Raw genomic sequence first — 22077 nt, 5'->3', positions numbered from 1 at the left:
GTGCTCGCCGACCTGACGGCCGGCGCAGTCGCCGACGCCGAGCGTCGCGCTCAGTCGCGCCCGCTGGCGCAGGTCGAACGCGAGGCTCTCGCGCGTCCTGCGGCCAAGGATGCCCTCTCGTCCCTCGCGCCGGCGGACCGCGTGAAGATCATCGCCGAGGTGAAGCGGGCGAGCCCGTCTCGGGGTGCGCTCGCGTCGATCCCCGATCCGGCGCTCCAGGCCTCGCTGTATGAGACCGGCGGCGCGTCCGCGATCAGCGTGCTCACCGAGGAGCGCCGTTTCGGCGGCAGCCTGGCCGATCTGGATGCAGTGACGGCGCGGGTCTCTCTTCCCGTGCTGCGCAAGGACTTCATCGCGACCCGCTACCAGGTGCTCGAGGCGCGTGCCGCCGGTGCCGACCTCGTGCTGCTCATCGTCGCCGGCCTCGACCGGTCGGTGCTGGAGGAGCTGTACGGCTTCATCACCGCGCTGGGCATGACCCCGCTGGTCGAGACCCACTCCGCAGAGGAGCTGGAGGTCGCGATCGACCTCGGAGCGCCTCTGATCGGCGTGAACGCCCGCGACCTCACGACGCTCGAGCTGGACCGCGACCTCTTCAGCCGCCTCTCCGACCGCATTCCCGAGACCGCGATCAAGATCGCCGAGTCCGCGGTGCTGAGCCCGGAAGACGTCACCCACTACCGTTCCGCCGGCGCCGACGTGGTGCTGATCGGCGAAGCCCTCGTCACGGGCGACCCGGTCGCCACGCTGGCGCGATTCCTCGACGCCGGATCCGTTGCACTGCCCGGCAGGAAGAAGACCCCGTGAGCCTGCGCGACCAGCATGGTCCCTATTTCGGCGATTTCGGGGGCCGCTTCATGCCGGAATCCCTCATCGCCGCGATCGACGAGCTGGCGGCCGCGTACACGGCTGCCGTCGCCGATCCCGAGTTCCGCGCCGAGCTCGCTCATCTGCTGAACTCCTACGCCGGTCGGCCCTCTGCGATCACCGAGGTCGTCCGGTTCGCCGAGCACGCCGGCGGCGCGCGCGTCTTCCTGAAGCGCGAAGACCTCAACCACACCGGCTCGCACAAGATCAACAACGTGCTCGGACAGGCCCTGCTCACCAAGCGGCTCGGCAAGACGCGTGTGATCGCCGAGACCGGTGCGGGTCAGCACGGGGTGGCCACAGCGACCGCCGCCGCGCTGTTCGGCCTCGATTGCACCATCTACATGGGCGAGGTCGACACCGAGCGCCAGGCGCTCAACGTCGCCCGGATGCGCCTGCTCGGCGCCGAGGTCGTGGCCGTGACGTCCGGGTCGCGCACGCTCAAGGACGCGATCAACGACGCGTACCGCGACTGGGTGGCGTCGGTCGAGACCACCAACTACATCTTCGGCACAGCCGCAGGCCCCCACCCGTTCCCCGCGATGGTGCGCGACTTCCAGAAGATCATCGGCGAAGAGGCACGCGAGCAGCTCCTCGCGGAGGTGGGACGCCTCCCGGATGCCGTGGTCGCGTGCGTCGGTGGTGGCTCCAACGCCATCGGGATGTTCGACGCGTTCCTCGACGACGAAGGCGTGAAGCTCTACGGCGTCGAGGCAGCAGGCGACGGCGTGGACACTCCGAGGCACGCGGCATCGATCGAGCGCGGTCGTCCTGGGGTGCTGCACGGCTCACGCACCTACGTGCTGCAGGACGAGGACGGGCAGACCGTCGAATCGCACTCCATCTCCGCAGGTCTCGACTACCCGGGAGTGGGTCCCGAGCATTCCTGGCTCGCCGACATCGGTCGCGCCGAGTACATCCCCGCGACCGACGACGAGGCCATGCAGGCCCTGCGTCTGCTGAGTCGGACCGAGGGGATCATCCCCGCCATCGAATCGGCGCACGCCCTGGCCGGCGCGCTGCGCATCGGCCGTGAGCTCGGCCCTGACGCCGTGATCGCGGTCTGCCTCTCCGGCCGCGGTGACAAGGACATGGATACGGCAGCAAAGTACTTCGACCTGTACGACGCCACGACGACCGACGGCGGCAACGCATGAGCCGCGTCGAAGCCGCGATCCTCAAGGCCGAGGCTGAAGGCCGCAGCGTGTTCGTCGGCTACCTGCCCGTCGGTTTCCCCGACCTGCAGACGAGCATCGACGCCGCGATCGCCCTCGCGCAGAACGGCGTCGACATCATCGAGCTCGGCCCGCCCTACAGCGACCCGGTGATGGACGGCGCCGTGATCCAGGAGGCGACGACTCAGGCGCTGGCTGCCGGATTCAAGACCGCCGATCTCTTCACCGCCCTGCGTTCGATCACCGCAGCCGTGGATGCTCCCGTGCTCGTGATGACGTACTGGAACCCGGTGCTGCAGTACGGTATCGACCGCTACGCCGATGACCTCCTCGCCGCCGGGGGTGCCGGGCTCATCACGCCCGACATCACGCCCGAAGAGGCGGGGGAGTGGATCGCCGCCAGCGAGCGCACCGGCCTCGACCGCGTGTTCCTCGCCGCGCCCACCTCGTCGGATGCGCGTCTCGAGCTCGTCGTGAAGGCGTCGACCGGCTTCGTGTACACGGTCTCGACCATGGGCATCACGGGCGAGCGCGCCGAGCTCGACCGCGCCGCGCGCACCCTCGTCGGTCGGCTGCGCGCGCACGGGGCGACCCGCGCCTGCGTCGGCATCGGCATCTCGACGGCCGAGCAGATCGCCGGGGTGTCGGAGTACGCAGACGGCGCCATCGTCGGCACCGCGCTGGTCCGCGCCCTCCGCGACGGCGGAATCCCCGCCCTCGCGGAAGTCACCCGAAACCTGGCCTCCGGCACGTCGTCGGCACGGCCCGTACACGAGAACTAGAATCGCACTCATGTCCCTTGCGCTCCACACCGTCAACGGCGTGCTCGCCAGCATCCCGAGCCCTCCTGTCTCCTATATCGACCTGGGCCCGATCCGCATCCACTTCTACGCGCTCTGCATCATCGCCGGCATCATCGCCGCTGCGCTGATCACGAACCACCGCCTCACCAAGCGCGGTGCGGAGCCGTGGGTCGTGATCGACATCTCGATCCTCGCGGTACCGCTGGCGATCATCGGAGCGCGCATCTTCCACGTGCTCACCCACCCGAACTTCTATTTCGGCGAGGGCAAGAACACCTGGAACCCCTTCGAGCCCGGTTCCGTCTGGGCCATCTGGGAAGGCGGCATCGCGATCTTCGGCGCGCTCATCGGCGGCGCCGTCGGAGCCTACCTCGGCTGCAAGTGGACGGGCATCCGCTTCTGGACGTTCGCCGACGCGCTCGCACCCGGACTCCTGCTCGCGCAGGCGATGGGACGCTTCGGGAACTGGTTCAACCACGAGCTCTTCGGACTGCCGACCGACCTCCCGTGGGGCCTGGAGATCGAATCGTCGAACTCGGCGTTCCCTCCCGGCCTGCCTGAAGGCACCCTGTTCCACCCGACGTTCCTCTACGAGGTGCTGTGGAACGGTCTGGGTGTGCTGGTGCTGCTGTGGCTCGGCCGCAAACTGTTCTTCCAGTGGGGTCGCCTGTTCGCGATCTACCTGATCTGGTACAGCGCCGGACGCGTCGTCTGGGAGTCGATCCGCATCGATCCCAGCGAGATCATCCTCGGCCTGCGCAGCAACGTCTGGGCCGCCATCATCGGCATCATCGTGGGTCTCGCGATCCTCGTCGTGCAGACACGTCGTCACCCCGGACTGGAGCCTTCGCCGTACCAGCCGGGTCGCGGACGGAAGGATCTGGACGCTGATGTACAATCACAGGACAATCCCTCTGATTTCGTGGATGTGAGCGAGCCTCCGTCCGAAGAAACGTCAGCAGGAGCCACTGCCACAAGCACTGCTCCCACAAGCACCGCTCCCACGAGCGAGGCAGGCGCTCGATAAGCCGCCCTCGTGGCGGGAGACCATGTATTGAACGAGCGGGCCAACGTCGTCCCCGGTGTCATTTGAGTATCTGAGGACGGTAACTGGTGTACTTCCAGCCACCCTATGGCGCATCCGGCGCTTACCCCCCGAAGCAGGGCATGTACAACCCCGCGTTCGAGAAGGACGCCTGTGGCCTCGCCATGGTGGCGACGCTGCGCGGCACTGCCGGGCACGACATCATCGCGCTCGCCCTCGAAGCGCTGCGAAACCTGGAGCACCGCGGTGCGATCGGTTCGGATGCCGGCACCGGTGATGGCGCGGGCATCCTGACGCAGATGCCCGACGAGTTCCTGCGCGCGGTCACCGGCTTCGAGCTGCCTCCGGTGGGGGAGTACGCCGCAGGTCTGGCGTTCCTCCCGCGTGATTCCAGCGAGCGCCGCCAGCAGAAGGCCGGCATCGAGAAGATCGCCCGCTCCGAAGGCCTGCGCGTCCTCGGCTGGCGCGAGGTCCCGACGGTCAACGAGCACCTCGGCAAGCTGGCCGATGAGGCACGCCCTGCGTTCGAGCAGCTCTTCGTCAGCGCCGGTGGCGCCACCCACTCCGACGCGCCGCTCACGGGCATCGCCCTCGACCGGGTCGCGTATCGTCTGCGCAAGCGCGCGGGTCACGAACTCGGCGCGTACTTCGTCTCGCTGTCGAGCCGCACGCTCGGCTACAAGGGCATGGTCACGACCCTGCAGCTGGAGCCGTTCTATCCGGACCTGCAGGACGAGCGCTTCGCCTCCGAGCTGGCGGTCGTGCACTCGCGCTACTCGACCAACACCTTCCCGTCCTGGCCGCTGGCTCAGCCGCTGCGCATGCTCGCGCACAACGGCGAGATCAACACGGTCGGCGGCAACCGCAACTGGATGCGCGCGCGCCAGTCGCAGCTCGAGTCCGAGCTGCTGGGCGACGTGGCCCCGCTGCTCCCGATCTGCACGGACGGCGCCAGCGACTCCGCATCCTTCGACGAGGTGCTGGAGCTGTTGACGCTCACCGGCCGCAGCCTGCCGCACGCCATCATGATGATGATCCCCGAGGCCTACGAGAAGCAGTCCGACATCTCGCCGGAGCTGCGCTCTTTCTACGAGTACCACTCGAACCAGATGGAGCCGTGGGACGGTCCCGCCGCCCTCATCTTCACGGACGGCACGCTGGTCGGCGCGACTCTCGACCGCAACGGTCTGCGCCCCGGACGCTGGACCGAGACGACCGACGGCCTGATCGTCATCGGCTCCGAGACCGGTGTGCTGAAGTTCGAGCCGGAGCGCATCAAGCGCCGCGGCCGTCTGCAGCCCGGCAAGATGTTCCTCGTCGACACGGCGCAGCGCCGCATCATCAGCGACCAGGAGCTCAAGCAGGACCTGGCCACCATGCACCCCTGGCAGGAGTGGTTGGATGCGGGTGCCGTGCGCCTCGCCGACCTGCCCGAGCGCGAGCACATCGTGCACCCGCCGGCGTCGATCACCCGTCGTCAGCGCACCTTCGGCTACACCGAGGAGGAGGTGCGGATCCTGCTGACCCCGATGGGGCAGAACGGTGTCGAACCGCTCGGCGCCATGGGATCCGACACGCCGATCGCGGTGCTCAGCAAGCGTCCCCGCCTGCTTTTCGACTACTTCACCCAGCAGTTCGCTCAGGTCACGAACCCGCCGCTGGACTCGATCCGCGAAGAGGTCGTCACCAGCCTCAAGCTCGGTCTGGGTCCGGAGAGCAACCTGCTGTCCTGGGGGCCGGAGCACACCCGCACGGTGTCGCTCGACTTCCCGGTGATCGACAACGACGAGCTTGCGAAGATCCGGCACATCGACAAGGCGCTGCCTGACCGGTCCAGTGTCACGATCCGCGGTCTCTACCACTTCGATGCCGGCCCCGAGACGCTCGAGGACCGCCTCACCGAGATGTGCGCCGAGGTCGACGCCGCCATCGAGAGCGGTGCCGAGTTCATCATCCTGTCGGACCGCGACTCGAACAAGGATCTGACGCCGATCCCGTCGCTGCTCATGGTCTCGGCGATCCACCACCACCTGATCCGTCGTGAGAACCGTATGAAGGTCGGTCTGATCGTGGAGGCCGGTGACGTCCGCGAGGTGCACCATGTGGCCACGCTGATCGGCTACGGCGCCTCGGCGATCAACCCGTACCTGGCGATGGAGACCGTGGAGCACCTGGTGCGCACCGGTTACATCACCGGCATCTCGCCCGAGAAGGCCGTCCGCAACCTGATCTATGCGCTCGGCAAGGGCGTGCTCAAGATCATGTCGAAGATGGGCATCTCCACCGTCTCGTCCTACGCCGGTGCGCAGGTCTTCGAGGCGGTGGGACTCAGCCAGGAGTTCATCGACGCCTACTTCACCCGCACCGAGTCCAAGCTTGGCGGTATCGGCATCAAGGAGATCTTCGCCGAGAACCAGGCCCGGCACGACTACGCGTACCCCGAGGATGAGGCGGCGCGCGCGCATGAGCGTCTGTGGACCGGTGGCGAGTACCAGTGGCGGCGCGACGGCTCCCCGCATCTGTTCAGCCCGGAGACGGTGTTCAAGCTGCAGCACGCGACCCGCACGCGGCGGTACGACATCTTCCGCGAGTACACCAAGCTCGTCGACGATCAGGCCGCGGAGCTCAAGACGCTGCGCGGACTCTTCACGCTGCGCACCGGGACGCGCAAGCCCGTGCCGCTCGACGAGGTCGAGTCGGTGTCCGACATCGTGAAGCGCTTCTCGACGGGGGCGATGAGCTACGGCTCGATCTCGCGCGAGGCGCACGAGACGCTGGCGATCGCGATGAACCGCATCGGCGGCAAGTCGAACACCGGTGAGGGCGGTGAGGACCCCGACCGGCTGGTCGACCCTGAGCGTCGCAGCTCGATCAAGCAGGTCGCCTCCGGCCGATTCGGTGTCACGAGCCTGTACCTCACCGAGGCGGACGACATCCAGATCAAGCTGGCGCAGGGTGCCAAGCCCGGCGAAGGCGGACAGCTGCCCCCGACCAAGGTGTACCCGTGGGTGGCCCGCACACGTCATGCGACCGCGGGTGTCGGTCTCATCTCGCCGCCTCCGCATCACGACATCTACTCGATCGAAGACCTCAAGCAGCTCATCTTCGACCTGAAGCGGGCGAACCCCGAGGCACGTATCCACACCAAGCTGGTCAGCCAGTCGGGAATCGGTGCGGTCTCGGCCGGTGTGGCCAAGGCTCTCAGTGACGTCATCCTGGTCTCCGGCCACGATGGCGGAACCGGCGCGAGCCCGCTCAACTCGCTCAAGCACGCCGGCACGCCGTGGGAGCTCGGTCTCGCCGAGACCCAGCAGACGCTGATGCTCAACGGCATGCGCGACCGCGTGGTCGTGCAGGTCGACGGTCAGCTGAAGACCGGGCGCGACGTGATCATCGGGGCTCTGCTCGGTGCGGAGGAGTTCGGGTTCGCCACGGCTCCTCTGGTGGTCAGCGGCTGCATCATGATGCGCGTATGCCACCTCGACACCTGCCCGGTCGGCGTCGCCACGCAGAACCCTGCGCTGCGCGAACGCTTCACGGGCAAGCCCGAGTTCGTCGTGAACTTCATGGAGTTCATCGCCGAAGAGGTGCGCGAGCTGCTCGCAGAGCTCGGCTTCCGGTCGATCGACGAGATCGTCGGTCGCGCCGACCTGATCGAGGTCAACGCGGCGGTGGAGCACTGGAAGGCCGACGGACTCGACCTGAGCCCGATCCTCGACGGACCCGCGTTCCCGGCCGGCGAGCCCCGCCGCAGCGGACGCACGCAGGATCACGAGCTCGAGAAGCACTTCGACGTGCAGCTGATCGACATCGCGAAGGGTTCGCTCCTGAACGGAGAGCCCGTCGTCGTCGAGCTGCCGATCGCCAACACCGAGCGCGCCGTGGGCACCATGCTCGGTCATCAGGTGACCTCGCGCCACGGAGCCTCCGGCCTACCGCGCGGAACCATCGATGTCACGCTGCATGGCACCGCCGGGCAGTCGCTGGGAGCGTTCCTGCCGCCGGGCATCATCCTGCGGCTGGAGGGCGATGCGAACGACTACGTCGGCAAGGGCCTCTCCGGTGGCGACATCACCATCCGTCCCCCGCGCGGCTCGTCCATCACCCCGCAGGAGAACGTGATCGCGGGTAACGTGATCGGCTACGGCGCGACGTCGGGCACCATGTTCATCTCCGGTGTGGTCGGCGAGCGGTTCCTGGTGCGCAACTCCGGCGCCACCGCGGTCGTGGAGGGCGTGGGCGACCACGCGCTCGAGTACATGACGGGTGGTCTCGCCGTCATCCTCGGCTCGACCGGTCGCAACTTCGGCGCCGGCATGTCCGGGGGAGTGGCCTACGTGCACGCCCTCGACACCGCCAAGGTCAACTCCCAGTCGCTCGGCAGCGGAGAGCTCCTCCTCGAGCAACTGGACCGCGCCGACCTCGAGGTGCTCCGCAGCCTGCTGGTCGAGCATGTCGAGCGCACCGCGTCGCCGCTGGCGTCTGAGCTGCTCTCGCGGTTCGAGGTCGCGGCGACCGAGTTCGTGAAGGTGCTTCCGCGTGACTTCGCCGCTGTGCGGAGCATGCGGGAGGAAGCAGTCGCCGAGGGGATCGACCCGGATGGCGATATCGTCTGGAACCGCATCCTGGAGGTGACCGGTGGCTGATCCCAAAGGTTTTCTGAAGGTCACCGAGCGGGAGCTCCCCGCACGGCGTCCCGTCCCGGTCCGCATCATGGACTGGAAAGAGGTCTACGAGCCGGGGGACCAGGCAGTGCTGCGCCGTCAGGCCAGTCGGTGCATGGACTGCGGCGTGCCGTTCTGCCACGCGGGGTGCCCCCTGGGGAACCTGATTCCGGAGTGGAACGATCTGACGTGGCGTGGCGAGGGCCGTGCGGCGATCGATCGCCTGCACGCCACGAACAACTTCCCGGAGTTCACGGGCCGTCTGTGCCCGGCGCCCTGCGAGAGCTCTTGCGTGCTCGGCATCAACCAGCCGGCGGTCACGATCAAGCAGATCGAGGTCTCGATCATCGACGAGGCCTTCGCCAAGGGATGGGTCGAGCCGCAGCCGCCGGCCCGCCTGACCGGCAAGACGGTCGCCGTGGTCGGATCGGGGCCCGCCGGACTCGCTGCGGCCCAGCAGCTGACGCGTGCCGGACACACGGTCGCGGTCTTCGAGCGCGACGACCGCATCGGCGGTCTGCTGCGTTACGGCATCCCCGACTTCAAGATGGAGAAGGGACAGCTCGAATCCCGTCTGCGCCAGATGCAGGAGGAGGGCACGCGCTTCCGCGCCGGAGTCGAGATCGGCAAGGACATCTCCTGGCCCGACCTGCGCGCCCGGTACGACGCGGTCGTCATCGCGACAGGTTCCACGGTGCCGCGCGACCTCGCCATCCCCGGCCGTGATCTCGATGGCGTGCACTTCGCCATGGAGTACCTGGTCGAGTCCAACCATGCTGTCGCCGGCGACAAGGTCACCGACCAGATCACTGCCGAGGGCAAGCACGTCATCGTGATCGGTGGCGGTGACACCGGCGCGGACTGCATCGGCACCGCACATCGTCAGGGCGCTCTGAGCGTCACCAACCTCGCGATCGGCAAGCAGCCGGGCACCGAGCGCCCCGACCACCAGCCGTGGCCGATGATGCCGACCGTGTTCGAGGTGTCCTCTGCGCACGAAGAGGGCGGAGAGCGGGTCTTCCTGGCGTCGACCGTCGAGTTCCTCTCGAACGAGGTCGGAGAGGTCCGGGCTCTCCGGGTCGCCGAGACCGAGTACATCGACGGACGCCGTGTGCCCAAGAGCGGCACCGAGCGGGAGATCCCTGCCGATCTCGTGCTCATCGCGATGGGCTTCACCGGACCGGAGCAGGACGGCTACACCGAGGAGACCCGACCGCAGACGACAGACCGCGGCGCTTTCGTGCGCGATTCCTCGTACGAGTCGACCATCCCCGGTGTCTTCGTGGCGGGCGACGCCGGTCGCGGCCAGTCGCTCATCGTCTGGGCGATCGCCGAGGGCCGCGCAGCCGCGGCGAATGTCGATCGTTTCCTGATGGGCAGCACCGTGCTGCCCGAGCCGGTGCGACCGAGCGATGTCGCGCTGGGCCTCCAGCCCGCGTAGGCTGAGCCGCGGCGCTTGCGCCGGTAGCACCTTCCCCCACCACAACCCTGGAGTATCTGTTGAGACGCGCGAAAATCGTCGCCACCCTGGGCCCTGCCACATCCACCTATGAGACTGTCCGCGCACTGATCGATGCGGGTGTGGATGTCGCACGCCTGAACCTCAGCCACGGTGACTACTCCGTGCACGAGAACAACTATGCGAACGTCCGTCGCGCCGCCGACGACTCCGGCCGCGCCGTCGCGATCCTGGTCGACCTGCAGGGACCGAAGATCCGCCTCGGCAAGTTCGAGGACGGTCCCTACGAGCTCGCCGAAGGCGACATCTTCAAGATCACGACCGAGGACATCATCGGCAACAAGGACATCTGCGGCACGACCTTCAAGGGTCTGCCGCAGGACGTCAAGCCCGGCGACTTCCTGCTGATCGACGACGGCAAGGTGCGTGTCGAGGTCGTAGAGTCCGACGGCGTCACCGTGACCACCAAGGTCATCGTCGCGGGCGCCGTCTCGAACAACAAGGGCATCAACCTGCCCGGCGTCGCCGTCAACGTCCCCGCGCTCAGCGAGAAGGACGAGGACGACCTCCGTTGGGCTCTGCGCATCGGGGCCGACCTGATCGCGCTGTCCTTCGTGCGCAACGCGCAGGACATCACCCGTGTGCACGAGATCATGGCCGAGGAGGGCGTCAAGCTCCCCGTGATCGCCAAGGTCGAGAAGCCGCAGGCCGTGGATGCCCTCGAGGGCATCGTCGACGCGTTCGACGCGATCATGGTGGCCCGTGGCGACCTGGGCGTCGAGCTGCCGCTCGAAGCGGTGCCGATCGTGCAGAAGCGCGCGGTCGAGCTCGCTCGTCGCAATGCCAAGCCCGTCATCGTCGCGACCCAGATGCTCGAGTCGATGATCAGCAGCCCCGTGCCCACGCGCGCCGAGACCTCGGATGTCGCGAACGCGGTGCTCGACGGTGCGGACGCCGTGATGCTCTCCGGCGAGACGAGCGTCGGCGACTACCCGGTCGTCGTCGTCGAGACGATGGCTCGCATCATCGAGTCCACCGAGGAGCACGGCCTCGAGCGCATCGCGCCGCTCACCACGAAACCGCGCACCCAGGGTGGAGCCATCACGCTGGCGGCACTGGAGGTCGCGGAGTTCGTCGACGCGAAGTTCCTCTGCGTCTTCACGCAGTCCGGAGACTCGGCGCGTCGCCTCTCGCGTCTGCGCTCGCGCATTCCGATGATCGCCTTCACGCCGGACCCCGACATCCGTCGTCGCATGGCGCTGACGTGGGGCGTGAGCTCGAAGCTCGTCGAGATGGTGCAGCACACCGACCTCATGTACCTGCAGGTGGATGACTACCTGCTCGGCAGCGGTCTGGCCGAGGAAGGCGACAAGGTGGTGGTGATCTCCGGATCCCCTCCCGGAATCGTGGGCTCGACGAACGACATCCGCGTCCACAAGGTCGGAGACGCCGTCAACGGTGCCGCTCCGATCTACAAGGAAGCGACCGTCTGATCCGACGGAATGACGAAGGGGCGGGGCCATGTGCCCCGCCCCTTCGCTGTGCGCCGGAGGGGTGAACGCGAGCGACCTGTCGATGTCGCACGGTCGAATGCGTCGACCGAGAGCGTAGGACCTTCGCCCCAGGACAGCGGCACCGTGGTCGGGATCATTGCTCCATGACCGAAACGCGCGGGAGATCCTCTCAGATCGCCGGGTACGTCGAGTCCGTCGGCGTGCACTCCGAGGTCGGGACCCTTCGACAGGTGATGGTGCATCGCCCCGGCGGCGAACTCGATCGGCTCACACCCGACAACTGCGAGGCGATGCTCTTCGACGACGTCCTCTGGAGCGCGCGAGCGCGAGCAGAGCATGACGCGTTCGTGGAGGTGCTGCGCTCGCATGGCATCGTGGTGCACTACTTCACCGACCTCCTGGCCGAGACCCTCGCCATTCCCGACGCTCGCGCGTTCGTCCTCGACCGGTTGTGCACCCGCGACGAGTACGGACCCGTTCTCGCCCCGGCGGTACGGGGACTGCTGGACGAGAAGGAGCCGGCGGATCTGGCCGAGGCGCTGATCGCCGGCATCACCGTGGATGACTTCCGCACTCCGTCGAGGGGCAGCCTGACGTGGCGCACCCGCGATCCTGACGGCTTCGTGCTGCGTCCCCTCCCGAACACGCTGTTTCCGCGCGACAGCTCAGCCTGGGTGTTCGGCGGAGTCAATGTGAACGTGATGGCGAAGCACGCACGTGTGCGGGAGACGTCGCACGTTCGGGCGATCTACGACCATCACCCGTTGTTCGCGACGGCGAACGCGGTGAGATACAACACCGATGAGGATCGGCGATCCTCAGCGATCGAGGGTGGAGACATCCACGTGCTGGGGCGAGGAACGGTGCTGGTCGGAATGGGGGAGCGGACGACCGCGATGGCGATCGAGATCCTCGCTCAGGCGCTGTTCCGCAGCGGGCAGGCCGAACGCGTCATCGCCGTCCCCCTGCCGCGTTCACACGCGATGATGCACTTGGACACGGTGATGACGATGCTCGACCGGAAGACGTTCGTCCTCTCGCCCTCGCTGAAGGGTGAGCCGTTGCGCGCTCACGTGATCACGCGGAGTGAGGATGCGACCTCCCTCGCGATCAGCGATGCCGGCGACCTGGTGCCGATCCTCGAAGAGGCTCTGGATATCGACGGCATCCGGATTCTGACGACCATCGAGGATCGACGCGCCGCGGCGCGCGAGCAATGGGACGACGCCAACAACTTCCTGGCGATCGCACCGGGCGTCGTCGTGGGGTACGACCGCAACGTCGCGACCAACACCATGCTCCGCAAGAACGGGATCGAGGTCATCACGATCGCGGGCAGCGAACTCGGGCGAGGACGCGGCGGATCACGATGCATGTCCTGTCCGATTCAACGAGATCCGGCCTGACGGAGGATGCACCATGACGCACAGCACCTGGATCCCGCATCTCCTGAAGGACGAAGATCTAACGCGCGACCAGTTCGAACGTCTTCTGGGAGTCGCCGCGGAGGCGAAGGCGGCGCGCCGGAGCGGGACCGAGCGGCAACAGTTGACGGGTCGCCGTATCGCGGTGCTGTTCGAGAAGCCGTCGACCAGGACTCGCGCGGCGTTCGAGGTCGCGATCTATGAGCAGGGCGGACACCTGACGTACATCGATCCTGCGTCGAGTCACGTCGGGGTGACGGAGTCGATCGAGGATACGGCGATCGTCCTCGGACGTCTCTATGACGGCATCGCGTTCCGCGGGTACGCACACGCCGATGTCGAAGCTCTCGCGCGCCACGCGGATGTACCGGTGTGGAACGCGTTGACCGACAGGTGGCATCCCACGCAGGCGCTGGCAGATCTGCTGACCATGCGCGAGCACAGCGCGGCGCCTTTGAACGACCGGAGCGTCTGCTTCCTCGGTGACGCGCGTGACAACGTCGCGAACAGTCTCCTCACCTCCGGGGCCATCATGGGGATGGACGTACGCGTCGCCTGTCCTGACTCGCTACGACCGGAGAGCGCCGTCATACATGCGGCGGAGCGGCTGGCCGCAGCCTCCGGTGGCGCGCTCCTCATCACAGACGACGTCGACCGTGCCGTGCACGGAGCGGACTTCCTCTACACCGACGTCTGGGTGAGCATGGGCGAGCCGCGTGAGGCATGGGCCGCTCGCATCCCCTCATTGCTTCCGTATCGAGTGGATCCCACGATGATCCGACGGACCGGGAACCCCGCGGTCAAGCTGCTCCACTGCCTGCCGGCGATCCATGATCGTCGATCGGCCATCGGTCGTGAGCTCTTCGACGGCTATGGCCTCGACGGGGCCGAGGTCGCCGATGAGGTCTTCCGATCCGAGGGCTCTCTCGTCTTCGACCAGGCAGAGAACAGGATGCACACCATCAAGGCTGTGCTCCTCGGCAGCCTCGGCGACGATTCCGCCCCGGCCGGAGAGGGGTGAGATGCGTCTCGTCATCGCACTCGGTGGCAACGCGCTGCTGCATCGGGGAGAGCGACCCGACGCTGCCATCCAGACGGCCAGGCTCACCCTCGCCGCGCCCGGCCTCGCCCGCCTCGCCGACGAGCACGAGCTCGTGCTCGTCCATGGCAATGGTCCCCAGGTGGGGATGCTCGCCGAGGAATCTGCGGCTGATGCCGCACTCTCTGCGCCCTATCCGTTGGGCGCGCTGGTCGCAGAGACGCAGGGACTCATCGGGTCGCAGCTCTCGCTCGCCCTGCGCAACGCCGGCCTGGCCGGCATGATCGCGACCGTGATCACTCACACGGTGATCGACGCGGATGATCCGCGGGGCGACGTTCCCTCGAAGTTCATCGGGCCGTCCTATGACCGACGGCGTGCCCGGCATCTCGCCGCCGAGCACGGATGGGATATCGCGGAGGACGGGGAGGCATGGCGTCGTGTCGTACCCTCACCGCGCCCGCAGCGCATCCTGGAGATCGACGCTGCGAGGACTCTCCTGAAATCCGGGATGACGGTGGTCCTGGCGGGGGGAGGAGGCGTGGCCGTCGATGATCACGACGGGCTCCACACGATCGACGCGGTCGTGGACAAAGACCACGCTGCTGCTCTCATCGCCCGCACCCTGCGCGCCGACAGACTGGTCATCCTCACCGATGTCCCCGGCGTCATCGCCGACTACGGAACGCCGGACGCCACGGTGATCGCGGCGAGCACCCCCGCAGCACTGAGGCAGTGGGTCTTTCCCGACGGCTCCATGGGGCCGAAGGTGACGGCAGTCTGCGATTTCGTCTCGTCGACGAGGTGCACCGCGGCGATCGGCGCACTGGAACACGCGGAGGAGGTGGTCCTGGGGACGGTCGGGACTCAGGTCACGCCGGACGCTCTCGGACCAGGCTGACGCGCGCGATCGGGGTCTGCGTCACCTGACAGATCAGACGTCTCTGTGCGAAGCGGTGACGAGGGCCCGTTCAGGGCGCGGAGCGCATACAGAATGGTGGCGAGATCGACGGCCTCCTGCACGAGCGCCCCGACCAGAGACGGGATCAACCCGGTCATCGCGACGAGCATGAGCCCCACGCTCAAACCGATACCGATCCAGATCGCAGCGAGCGCCACCCGCAGCGTGTGGCGACCGATCGATACGGCCTCGACGAGCTTCTCCAGCGAGTCCACGAGGATGACGATGTCCGCCGCGTCGCCGGCCGCCGTCGCACCCTTCGCACCCATCGCGACCCCGATGTCGGCCGCGGCGAGCACGGGAGCATCGTTGACACCATCACCCACCATCATGATCGGTCGTGGCTGCAACGTCGCGGCCAGCGCGACCTTCTCAGGCGGAAGCAGCTCGGCGTGCACCTCGGCGATGCCGACCTGATGACCCACAGACTGTGCCGTCGTTCCGACATCTCCGGTGAGCATGACAATGCGATCCACCTCGTGGGCGCGCAACCACGAGACGACAGCGGCAGCCTCACGACGCGGATGGTCGGCAAGCACGAGCACGCCGGCGAAACGACCATCGACCGCGACGTAGGCGGCGGCCTGGCTCGAGTCGAGGGTCGCCCTGACGGTATCCGGCGCAAGAGCGGCCACGTAAGCGGGTTTGCCGACGACGACTTCTCGTCCGTCGATATCGGCCACGACGCCGTTCGTCGCCTCCTCGCGCGCCTCCGTCGCGCCGCGGAGCTCCAGTCCACGCGATTCCGCAGCGCGGCGGATACCCTCGGCGAGCACGTGCGTCGAGTACTGCTCGGCTGACGCGGCGAGCTGCAGGAGTTCATCGGGGGCGAATGCGTTCGCGGTGCGGATGTCGACGAGTTCCGGTCGCCCCTGCGTGAGGGTGCCCGTCTTGTCGAACGCGGCCGCCCGCACGCGAGCGATCTGTTCGATGACCGCGCCGCCCTTCATGATGACGCCTGCTTTCGCCGCACGCGAGAGACCACCCAGGAACGCGACAGGCGCGGCGATCAGAAGTGGGCAGGGCGTGGCGAGGACGAGGACCTCCGCGAAACGCGTCGCCTCACCGGAGATCGCCCACGCGGTGCTCGCCAGCACGAGCGACACCGCGGTGAACGGGACCGCGAATCGGTCGGCGAGCCGCACCACCGGGGCATGGGAGTCCTCAGCGGCGTGGACGAGGGCGACGATCTGCTGGTACTGGCTGTCGGCGCTCCTGCGGACAGCCCGGATCCGCACGGCGCGGCTGCCGTTGATCGCTCCGGAGAGAACCTCGCCGCCGGCTTCACGCGTGACGGGCATGCTCTCGCCGGTGAGGGAGGACTCGTCGAACGTGCCGCTCTCGGTGAGAAGCACGCCATCGACGGGCACGATCTCCGCGGGGCGGATAAGCAGCACATCCCCGACCGTGACCTCATCCACGGGAAGATCCGTGACCTCGTCGGACTCCGCGAGCTGTGCGGCCACGAGCACGTGTGCGATGCGGGGTGAGCGATCGAGCAGAGCCGACAGATCGCGCCGTGCCCGGCGGCCGGCGAAGTCCTCGAGAGCTTCTCCGCCCGAGAGCATGAGCACGATGATGAGAGATGCGATGTACTCGCCGACGGCCAGGGTCGCGACCATCGCGACCACCGCGAGGATGTCGAGCCCCACATGGCCCCTGAGCACATCGCGCACCATCCTCGCGAGGGTCCACGTGACGAACACGGCCACGTAGCCGATGGCGATCACTTGTCCGACGGTCGGAGAGCCGAGGGCGAGGAGCAGCAGCACGCTGCCGAGCACCAGGACGGTGCTGGTGATCGCCGGATAGCGCCACACCACGCGGAGATACCTCATACCTCAGCTTCCCGCGTCTGGGGACGATGCGCCACGACGATCGCTCGCGCCCGCGAGATGCACCGTCGACGACGACTCAGACATCGGCCGAGCTACCGGCGACGCGAGGCTTCCTGGAGTGGTGGACGATCAGCACAGGGCAGTGCGCATGTTCCGCGCAGGCGGCGCTGACGGAGCCCAGGAGCATTCCGACGAAGCCTCCGTGTCCACGACTGCCGAGGACGAGCATGAAGCAGTTCTCGCTCAGCCCGATGATGGTGCGCGCCGCAGGTCCGAGCAGCGTGCGGCTGATCAGCCCTTCGGGCGGTGCCTCTCCGAAAGCCTTTCGAATGCTGTTGTCGAGGATCTGTTCGGCATCCTCTTCGGGCGACCATTCGATGGCGACATACGGATCGACGGGCGGCGCGGTCCACGTCGTCACGACCTCGAGAGGTTTGTCGAATGCGGCGGCGATACGCGCGGCCTGACGTAGTGCGTCGATCGACGACGCCGAGCCATCCACGCCGACGATGATGCGGTCACTCTGTGTGTGTTCCATAGCGCCACCATCCCGGATTCCTCGCCTGAGCCTCGGGACGAAGGTCATACGGTCCGGAGGACGGGATCATCCCATCGGCACCCCCGCCGGGGACGCAGTTCACGCGGAGATGTCTGGTGTGCCTGTCGAGCTGGCGAGCGTGAAGGATCGACCCTGGATGGATTCGGGCACGATTCGCACCCAGCGATCCTTCTCCTCCGGTGCCCACGGCTGGACTCCGAGCCCCTCGGCCTCGCGCACGTCGGCGTCTCGGTCGAACTCTTCCGCCGTTCCCTTCACGACCACGCTGAAGGCCTCGTCCCCATCGAGGCCATCGACTTCGAACGCGATGCCGTTGCGGATCGTCAGCTCCAGGAGTTTCGTGCCGGCTGCGGTTCGGAACACGATGATGCCATCGTCGACTTTGTGATTGACGGGGAAGATGTCGACCTGCCCTGCGGCGGCGGCGGCGATGCGACCGTAGGGCGCGTGGGCCAGACGTTCCCAGCATTCGCTCGGTGTCAGCAGCCGCGTCGGTGAGCGTTCGCTGTCGTGCATGGCGGATTCCTCCCGATAGTGGGCTAAGCCACGGTTCCGTGGGGGGCGGGTTCGGATGCGGTGATCGAGGCGCCCGTGCCCGCTGCGGGCGCGACATCCCAGGGCGTGGGCGCCGGGAGGCCATGACGCCGGTTCGACGCCTTCATCCAGACGTACAGCGGGACACCGAGCAGGAATGCGATCGCACCGTAGAACGCGGCTTCCGCTCCGGTGCCGACGAGAGCCCAGAAGCTGAACACCAAAGCGAGTACGGCCACGAAGATGTCGCGAGCGAAATGCGGCCATGAGGTGGGGCCACTCCGGCTGACGAGCCAGTAGATCTGTGCCGCCGCGGAGAACAGGAATGGGATGACTGAGGTGAACACGGTGAGCAGCACGACCATCGTGAAGACCTGCTCGAAGCTCGTATAGGCGAGTACCGTCAGCAGGGTGGCGAGGATCGTCGATGCGAGCATCCCGATGATCGGCATGCCTCGCGACTCGCGTGCGAATGCACGCGGGAACATGCCGTCCTTGGCGGCCGCCTGCGGCATCTCACCGACGATGAAGGTCCACCCGACGAGGCAGCCCAGCCCCGAGATCACGGCGACGACGGCGACGGCCTGTCCAGCCCATGTTCCGGAGAAGATCGCGTTCGCTGCATCACTGAACGGTGCGGTGGACGATCGCAGGTCCGTGTTGCTCACGGTGCCGAAGACCGCGAGAGTGCCGAGGATGTACACCGCCCCGCACGCGATGGTTCCGTAGACGGTGGCGCGGGAGACGTTTCGTTCCGCGTTGCGAACCCGCCCGGCCGCAACGGAGGCTGTCTCGATTCCCAGATAGGCGAACAGGGCCACGGCACCAGCGCCGGCGAGAGCGGTCCATCCGTCGGTTCCCGAAGAATTGAAGGGGCCGAAGTTCGCGGGGTCGAGGAAGAACAGGCCGATGATCGCGATGGCAGCGAGCGGGACGATCTTCAGGATCGTGAAGACCACCTGGGCGCCACCCATGCTGCGCAGACCGAGCACATTGATCAGGACGGGGATCCAGAGACACACGATGGCGATGATCATGGAGCCGACCACGTTGTGGTCGGTGTTGATGAACACCTCGACGTAGCCGGTGAGCGCGACCACGATCGCCGCGTTACCAGCCCAGGCCGTGAGCCAGTATGACCACGCATTGAGAAATCCGGGGAACTCTCCGAAGGCGTCCCGCGCATAGAGATAGGGGCCTCCCGAGCCCGGCACGCGCGCGGCGAGCGCACCGAACACGATCGCGAGCGCCACGGCTCCGATGGTGACGAGCAGGAACGCGACCAGGCTGATCGGCCCGAAGGCGGCGAGCGCGGACGGCAACCCGAACACGCCGGTGCCGATCACGGATCCGACGACGAGCGCGGATGCTGCGGGCAGACCGAGAGTGCTTCCCTGGGGTTTCATGGATGCGGACATGGTGACATCATGCGCGCTGAGGGCTTCGTGGTTCAGGTCGAAGGTCCCGCCGCACGCGCACACGCCGGACGCTGTCGCTCCGGATCGGGCACACCTCGACGTGGCAGCGGTCACTTCCGTGCGCGCGGACTGAACGCCGCCGACCGACGGTGCACACGATGAGGGTATCCGCGGGTGCGAACCGGCGGCGCGGGGCGATGCTGCGTCGCCGGCCTGCGGAAGAACCAGGCCTTGGCGATCTCGATGCACAGCAGGTAGCTGACGACCATGCCCACGAGCGCGAGGAAGAACGGAGCCGGCAGCGGGTCGAAGCCGAGCACTCCTGCGAGCGGGGAAAAGGGCAACCACACGCCGACGATCACGACCCCGATCGTGGTGAGCGTGAGGGGGAGCGAGGGACGGCTGCGGAAGAAGGGGACCCGGCGGGTGCGGATGGCGAGGATGATGAGCGACTGCGTTGCCATCGACTCGATGAACCAGCCCGCCTGGAACTCCGCCTCGCGTGCGTGGAAGACGAAGAGCATCAACGCGAACGTCGTGAAGTCGAAAGCCGAGCTGATCGGCCCGAACACCAACATGAATCTGCGGATGAGGCCGATGTCCCAATGCGAAGGTCGCTCGAGCTGCTGAGGATCGACGCGGTCGCCGGGAATCGCCAGCTGTCCGCTGTCATAGAGGAGGTTGTTGAGCAGGATCTGTCCGGGAAGCATCGGCAGGAACGGCAGCATCACAGAAGCGACCGCTGCGCTGAACATGTTTCCGAAGTTGCTGGATGTCCCCATCAGCACGTACTTGATGGTGTTCGCGAAGATGCGGCGCCCCTCTGCCACCCCATCGGCGAGGACGCCGAGGTCCTTGTCCAGGAGAAGCACGTCTGCGGCATCTTTCGCGACGTCCGCCGCAGTCTCGACCGAGACTCCGATGTCGGCCTGGTGAAGGGCGAGCGCATCGTTCACGCCATCACCGAGGAACCCCACTGATCGTCCCTCATGGCGCAGCATCGTGACGATGCGTCCTTTCTGCTCAGGGGAGACTCTCGCGAAGATCGAGGTCCCCGGTGCCGCGACGCGCAGTTCGGCGTCGCTCATCGCTTCGATCCCTGCGCCTGTGAGAGTGCCTTGCGAGGTGAAGCCGAGGTCGGCGAGGACCTTCTCGGCGACCTCCGCGCTGTCGCCGGTGGCGATCTTGACCGTGACACCGAGGTCCGCGAGCCTCGTCAGCGAGGCGCGTGCATCCGACTTGGGACGGTCGATGAACGTGAGGAAGCCGATCAGGTTCAGCCCGTGCTCATCGTCCGTCGTCAGCTCTCGGACTCCGGGGGCTGCACGGCCGGCGACGGCGATGACGCGCGCGCCGACGGCGTACTGCGCGGACAGGATGCCATGCGCAGCGGGTGGGACGTGCCCGCACGCCTGCATGACGTCTTCCGGAGAGCCCTTCGTGATCAGCGTGCGCACGCCCTCCGGCGATTCCACCAGCGCGGAGGTCATCCGCCGGTGGTGGTCGAAGGGAAGCAGAGCGATCCGCTGGAACGTCTCCGGGCGACATCCCGGAGGACGCGCCGTCTCCCAGAGCGCGGAATCGAGCGCATTGAGTCGTTCGGTTCCGGCTCGGTGCGAACCGTAGTCGGCTTCCGTGGCCAGCAGACCCCAGAGCAGGACCTGATCGGACGCGGACTCGCCGTCGGCGGAGAGCACCTCGTCGAATCGGATCGCCCCCTCCGTGAGGGTTCCGGTCTTGTCGGTGAGCAGGATGTCCATGTCGCCCAGGTCTTCGATGCACACCAGCCGCTTGACCAGGACCCGACGCCTGGCCAGGGCGCGTGACCCCGCGGCGAGACTTGTGCTGATCACAGCGGGAAGGAGCTGGGGCGTGATCCCCACGGCAATGGCGAGGGAGAACAGCAGTGAATCGAGGAGCGGGCGTTGCAGCAGCACGTTGGCGAGGAAGATCGCCGCGGTCAAAACGATCGCGACGATCAGCAGCATCTCGGAGAACCTGCCCAGACCACGCTGGAACTCGGTCTGTGGTTGCGGCACGGAGAGGCCGGCAGCGATCTGTCCGAATTCCGTCTTCTGGCCGGTCGCGATCACGACGGCAGAGGCGCTGCCGGACTGCACCACGGTTCCCATCAGTACGCAGCAGGTGAGGTCACCGATACCTGCGTCCGGGCTCACCGGATCCGTGTTCTTCTCGGCCGGCAGGGATTCTCCCGTCACGATGCTCTCGTCGCACGACAGGTTCTGGATCGAGAGCAGACGCATGTCCGCCGGGATCAGGGTGCCGACCCGGAGATCGACGACGTCGCCGGGCACGAGATCGGCCACGTCGACGTCGGTCGGCGTGCCGTCGCGCCGCACAGGAACCGTGTGTCGCAATTGATCGTGCAGCGCATCGGCAGTGAGCTCCGCGCGGAACTCGTTCACGAACCCGAGTCCGATGCTCGCGGCGAGGATCACACCGATGATGACCGCGTTGGCCCCCTCTCCGAGAAACACCGATACAGCGGCGGTGACGGAGAGGAGCACCAGAATCGGACTGCGCAGCTGACGCCACAGCACACCCCATGGCTTCGCTCGACGCGGCCGGAGCACGTTGGGGCCTTGTGCTGCCCGTCGCTCATCAACGTCTGCGGACGAGAGGCCGCCTGGTCCTGATCCCAGGTCGGAGAGTACGGCCTCGCTCGTCTGCGTCGCCGCCGTGCGCAGCGACATCGGCGGCGGCGTCGGACGTTCAGCTCGAATGCGAGGGATCACGGGCTTCTCCACACGACGTCG

15 protein-coding genes are annotated in these 22077 nt (G+C 67.2%); 10 read left to right on the top strand and 5 right to left on the bottom strand.

Annotated elements, in window-relative coordinates:
- The 10 genes from trpC (at position 1) to KZC51_RS11670 (ending at position 14891) form a co-directional block, all read left to right on the top strand.
- The gene (gene trpC / locus KZC51_RS11715; RefSeq protein ID WP_247630642.1) at positions 1 to 807 is read left to right on the top strand and encodes an indole-3-glycerol phosphate synthase TrpC; all 807 of its coding nucleotides are present in this window, start codon (positions 1 to 3) and stop codon (positions 805 to 807) included.
- Positions 804 to 2024: a tryptophan synthase subunit beta gene (trpB, locus tag KZC51_RS11710; protein ID WP_247630141.1), complete on the top strand. Its 1221-nt coding sequence runs from the start codon at positions 804 to 806 to the stop codon at positions 2022 to 2024. The genes trpC and trpB overlap by 4 nt, the downstream gene beginning before the upstream one ends.
- A complete protein-coding gene (trpA, locus tag KZC51_RS11705) occupies positions 2021 to 2824 on the top strand; it encodes a tryptophan synthase subunit alpha (protein ID WP_247630140.1) in 804 nt (267 codons plus the stop codon). The genes trpB and trpA overlap by 4 nt, the downstream gene beginning before the upstream one ends.
- Positions 2825 to 2834: 10 nt before the next feature.
- Positions 2835 to 3872 carry a prolipoprotein diacylglyceryl transferase gene (gene lgt / locus KZC51_RS11700; RefSeq protein WP_247630139.1) on the top strand — a complete coding sequence of 346 codons (1038 nt, stop codon included), beginning with the start codon at positions 2835 to 2837 and terminating at the stop codon, positions 3870 to 3872.
- 140 nt (positions 3873 to 4012) lie between these two features.
- Positions 4013 to 8536, top strand: a complete 4524-nt coding sequence (gene gltB / locus KZC51_RS11695; protein WP_247630138.1) for a glutamate synthase large subunit — start codon at positions 4013 to 4015, stop codon at positions 8534 to 8536.
- Positions 8529 to 9995, top strand: coding sequence for a glutamate synthase subunit beta (locus KZC51_RS11690; RefSeq protein ID WP_247630137.1), 1467 nt, complete (start codon positions 8529 to 8531; stop codon positions 9993 to 9995). The genes gltB and KZC51_RS11690 overlap by 8 nt, the downstream gene beginning before the upstream one ends.
- Positions 9996 to 10054: 59 nt before the next feature.
- A complete protein-coding gene (gene pyk / locus KZC51_RS11685) occupies positions 10055 to 11506 on the top strand; it encodes a pyruvate kinase (protein ID WP_247630136.1) in 1452 nt (483 codons plus the stop codon).
- 164 nt (positions 11507 to 11670) lie between these two features.
- Positions 11671 to 12933 (top strand): arginine deiminase, encoded by a 1263-nt coding sequence (locus KZC51_RS11680; RefSeq protein ID WP_247630135.1) that lies wholly within the window; start codon positions 11671 to 11673, stop codon positions 12931 to 12933.
- Between the two features lie 13 nt (positions 12934 to 12946).
- Positions 12947 to 13972, top strand: a complete 1026-nt coding sequence (argF, locus tag KZC51_RS11675; RefSeq protein ID WP_247630134.1) for an ornithine carbamoyltransferase — start codon at positions 12947 to 12949, stop codon at positions 13970 to 13972.
- A gap of 1 nt (position 13973) precedes the next feature.
- Positions 13974 to 14891 (top strand): amino acid kinase family protein, encoded by a 918-nt coding sequence (locus KZC51_RS11670; protein WP_247630133.1) that lies wholly within the window; start codon positions 13974 to 13976, stop codon positions 14889 to 14891.
- Here KZC51_RS11670 and KZC51_RS11665 read toward each other — a convergent pair.
- The 5 genes from KZC51_RS11665 to mgtA all read right to left on the bottom strand — a co-directional run bounded on the left by KZC51_RS11665 (position 14858) and on the right by mgtA (position 22056).
- On the bottom strand, positions 14858 to 16789 hold the full coding sequence (locus KZC51_RS11665; protein WP_247630132.1) for a heavy metal translocating P-type ATPase: 1932 nt from the start codon (positions 16787 to 16789) through the stop codon (positions 14858 to 14860). The genes KZC51_RS11670 and KZC51_RS11665 overlap by 34 nt on opposite strands.
- 76 nt (positions 16790 to 16865) lie before the next feature.
- Positions 16866 to 17327: a universal stress protein gene (locus KZC51_RS11660; RefSeq protein WP_247630131.1), complete on the bottom strand. Its 462-nt coding sequence runs from the start codon at positions 17325 to 17327 to the stop codon at positions 16866 to 16868.
- A gap of 99 nt (positions 17328 to 17426) precedes the next feature.
- Entirely contained in the window at positions 17427 to 17864 is a 438-nt protein-coding gene (locus tag KZC51_RS11655) for a pyridoxamine 5'-phosphate oxidase family protein (protein WP_247630130.1), read from the bottom strand.
- 23 nt (positions 17865 to 17887) lie between these two features.
- Positions 17888 to 19300, bottom strand: a complete 1413-nt coding sequence (locus KZC51_RS11650; protein ID WP_247630129.1) for an amino acid permease — start codon at positions 19298 to 19300, stop codon at positions 17888 to 17890.
- 110 nt (positions 19301 to 19410) lie between these two features.
- The gene (gene mgtA, locus KZC51_RS11645; protein ID WP_247630128.1) at positions 19411 to 22056 is read right to left on the bottom strand and encodes a magnesium-translocating P-type ATPase; all 2646 of its coding nucleotides are present in this window, start codon (positions 22054 to 22056) and stop codon (positions 19411 to 19413) included.
- Positions 22057 to 22077: the final 21 nt, after the last annotated feature.

Origin of the sequence: Microbacterium croceum, from assembly GCF_023091245.1 — a bacterium.
GTDB lineage: Bacteria > Actinomycetota > Actinomycetes > Actinomycetales > Microbacteriaceae > Microbacterium > Microbacterium croceum.
Note: the sequence above shows the minus strand (reverse complement) of the source record. Positions and strands in the feature narration are given on the sequence as shown.

What these genes read in the sequence shown, in the direction of transcription:
- KZC51_RS11660 (WP_247630131.1), bottom strand. Translation starts at nt 17,327, where the DNA reads ATGGAACACACACAGAGTGACCGCATCATCGTCGGCGTGGATGGCTCG.
- KZC51_RS11670 (WP_247630133.1), top strand. Translation starts at nt 13,974, where the DNA reads ATGCGTCTCGTCATCGCACTCGGTGGCAACGCGCTGCTGCATCGGGGA.
- gltB (WP_247630138.1), top strand. Translation starts at nt 4,013, where the DNA reads ATGTACAACCCCGCGTTCGAGAAGGACGCCTGTGGCCTCGCCATGGTG.
- lgt (WP_247630139.1), top strand. Translation starts at nt 2,835, where the DNA reads ATGTCCCTTGCGCTCCACACCGTCAACGGCGTGCTCGCCAGCATCCCG.
- argF (WP_247630134.1), top strand. Translation starts at nt 12,947, where the DNA reads ATGACGCACAGCACCTGGATCCCGCATCTCCTGAAGGACGAAGATCTA.
- trpA (WP_247630140.1), top strand. Translation starts at nt 2,021, where the DNA reads ATGAGCCGCGTCGAAGCCGCGATCCTCAAGGCCGAGGCTGAAGGCCGC.
- KZC51_RS11665 (WP_247630132.1), bottom strand. Translation starts at nt 16,789, where the DNA reads ATGAGGTATCTCCGCGTGGTGTGGCGCTATCCGGCGATCACCAGCACC.
- KZC51_RS11680 (WP_247630135.1), top strand. Translation starts at nt 11,671, where the DNA reads ATGACCGAAACGCGCGGGAGATCCTCTCAGATCGCCGGGTACGTCGAG.
- KZC51_RS11650 (WP_247630129.1), bottom strand. Translation starts at nt 19,300, where the DNA reads ATGTCCGCATCCATGAAACCCCAGGGAAGCACTCTCGGTCTGCCCGCA.
- KZC51_RS11655 (WP_247630130.1), bottom strand. Translation starts at nt 17,864, where the DNA reads ATGCACGACAGCGAACGCTCACCGACGCGGCTGCTGACACCGAGCGAA.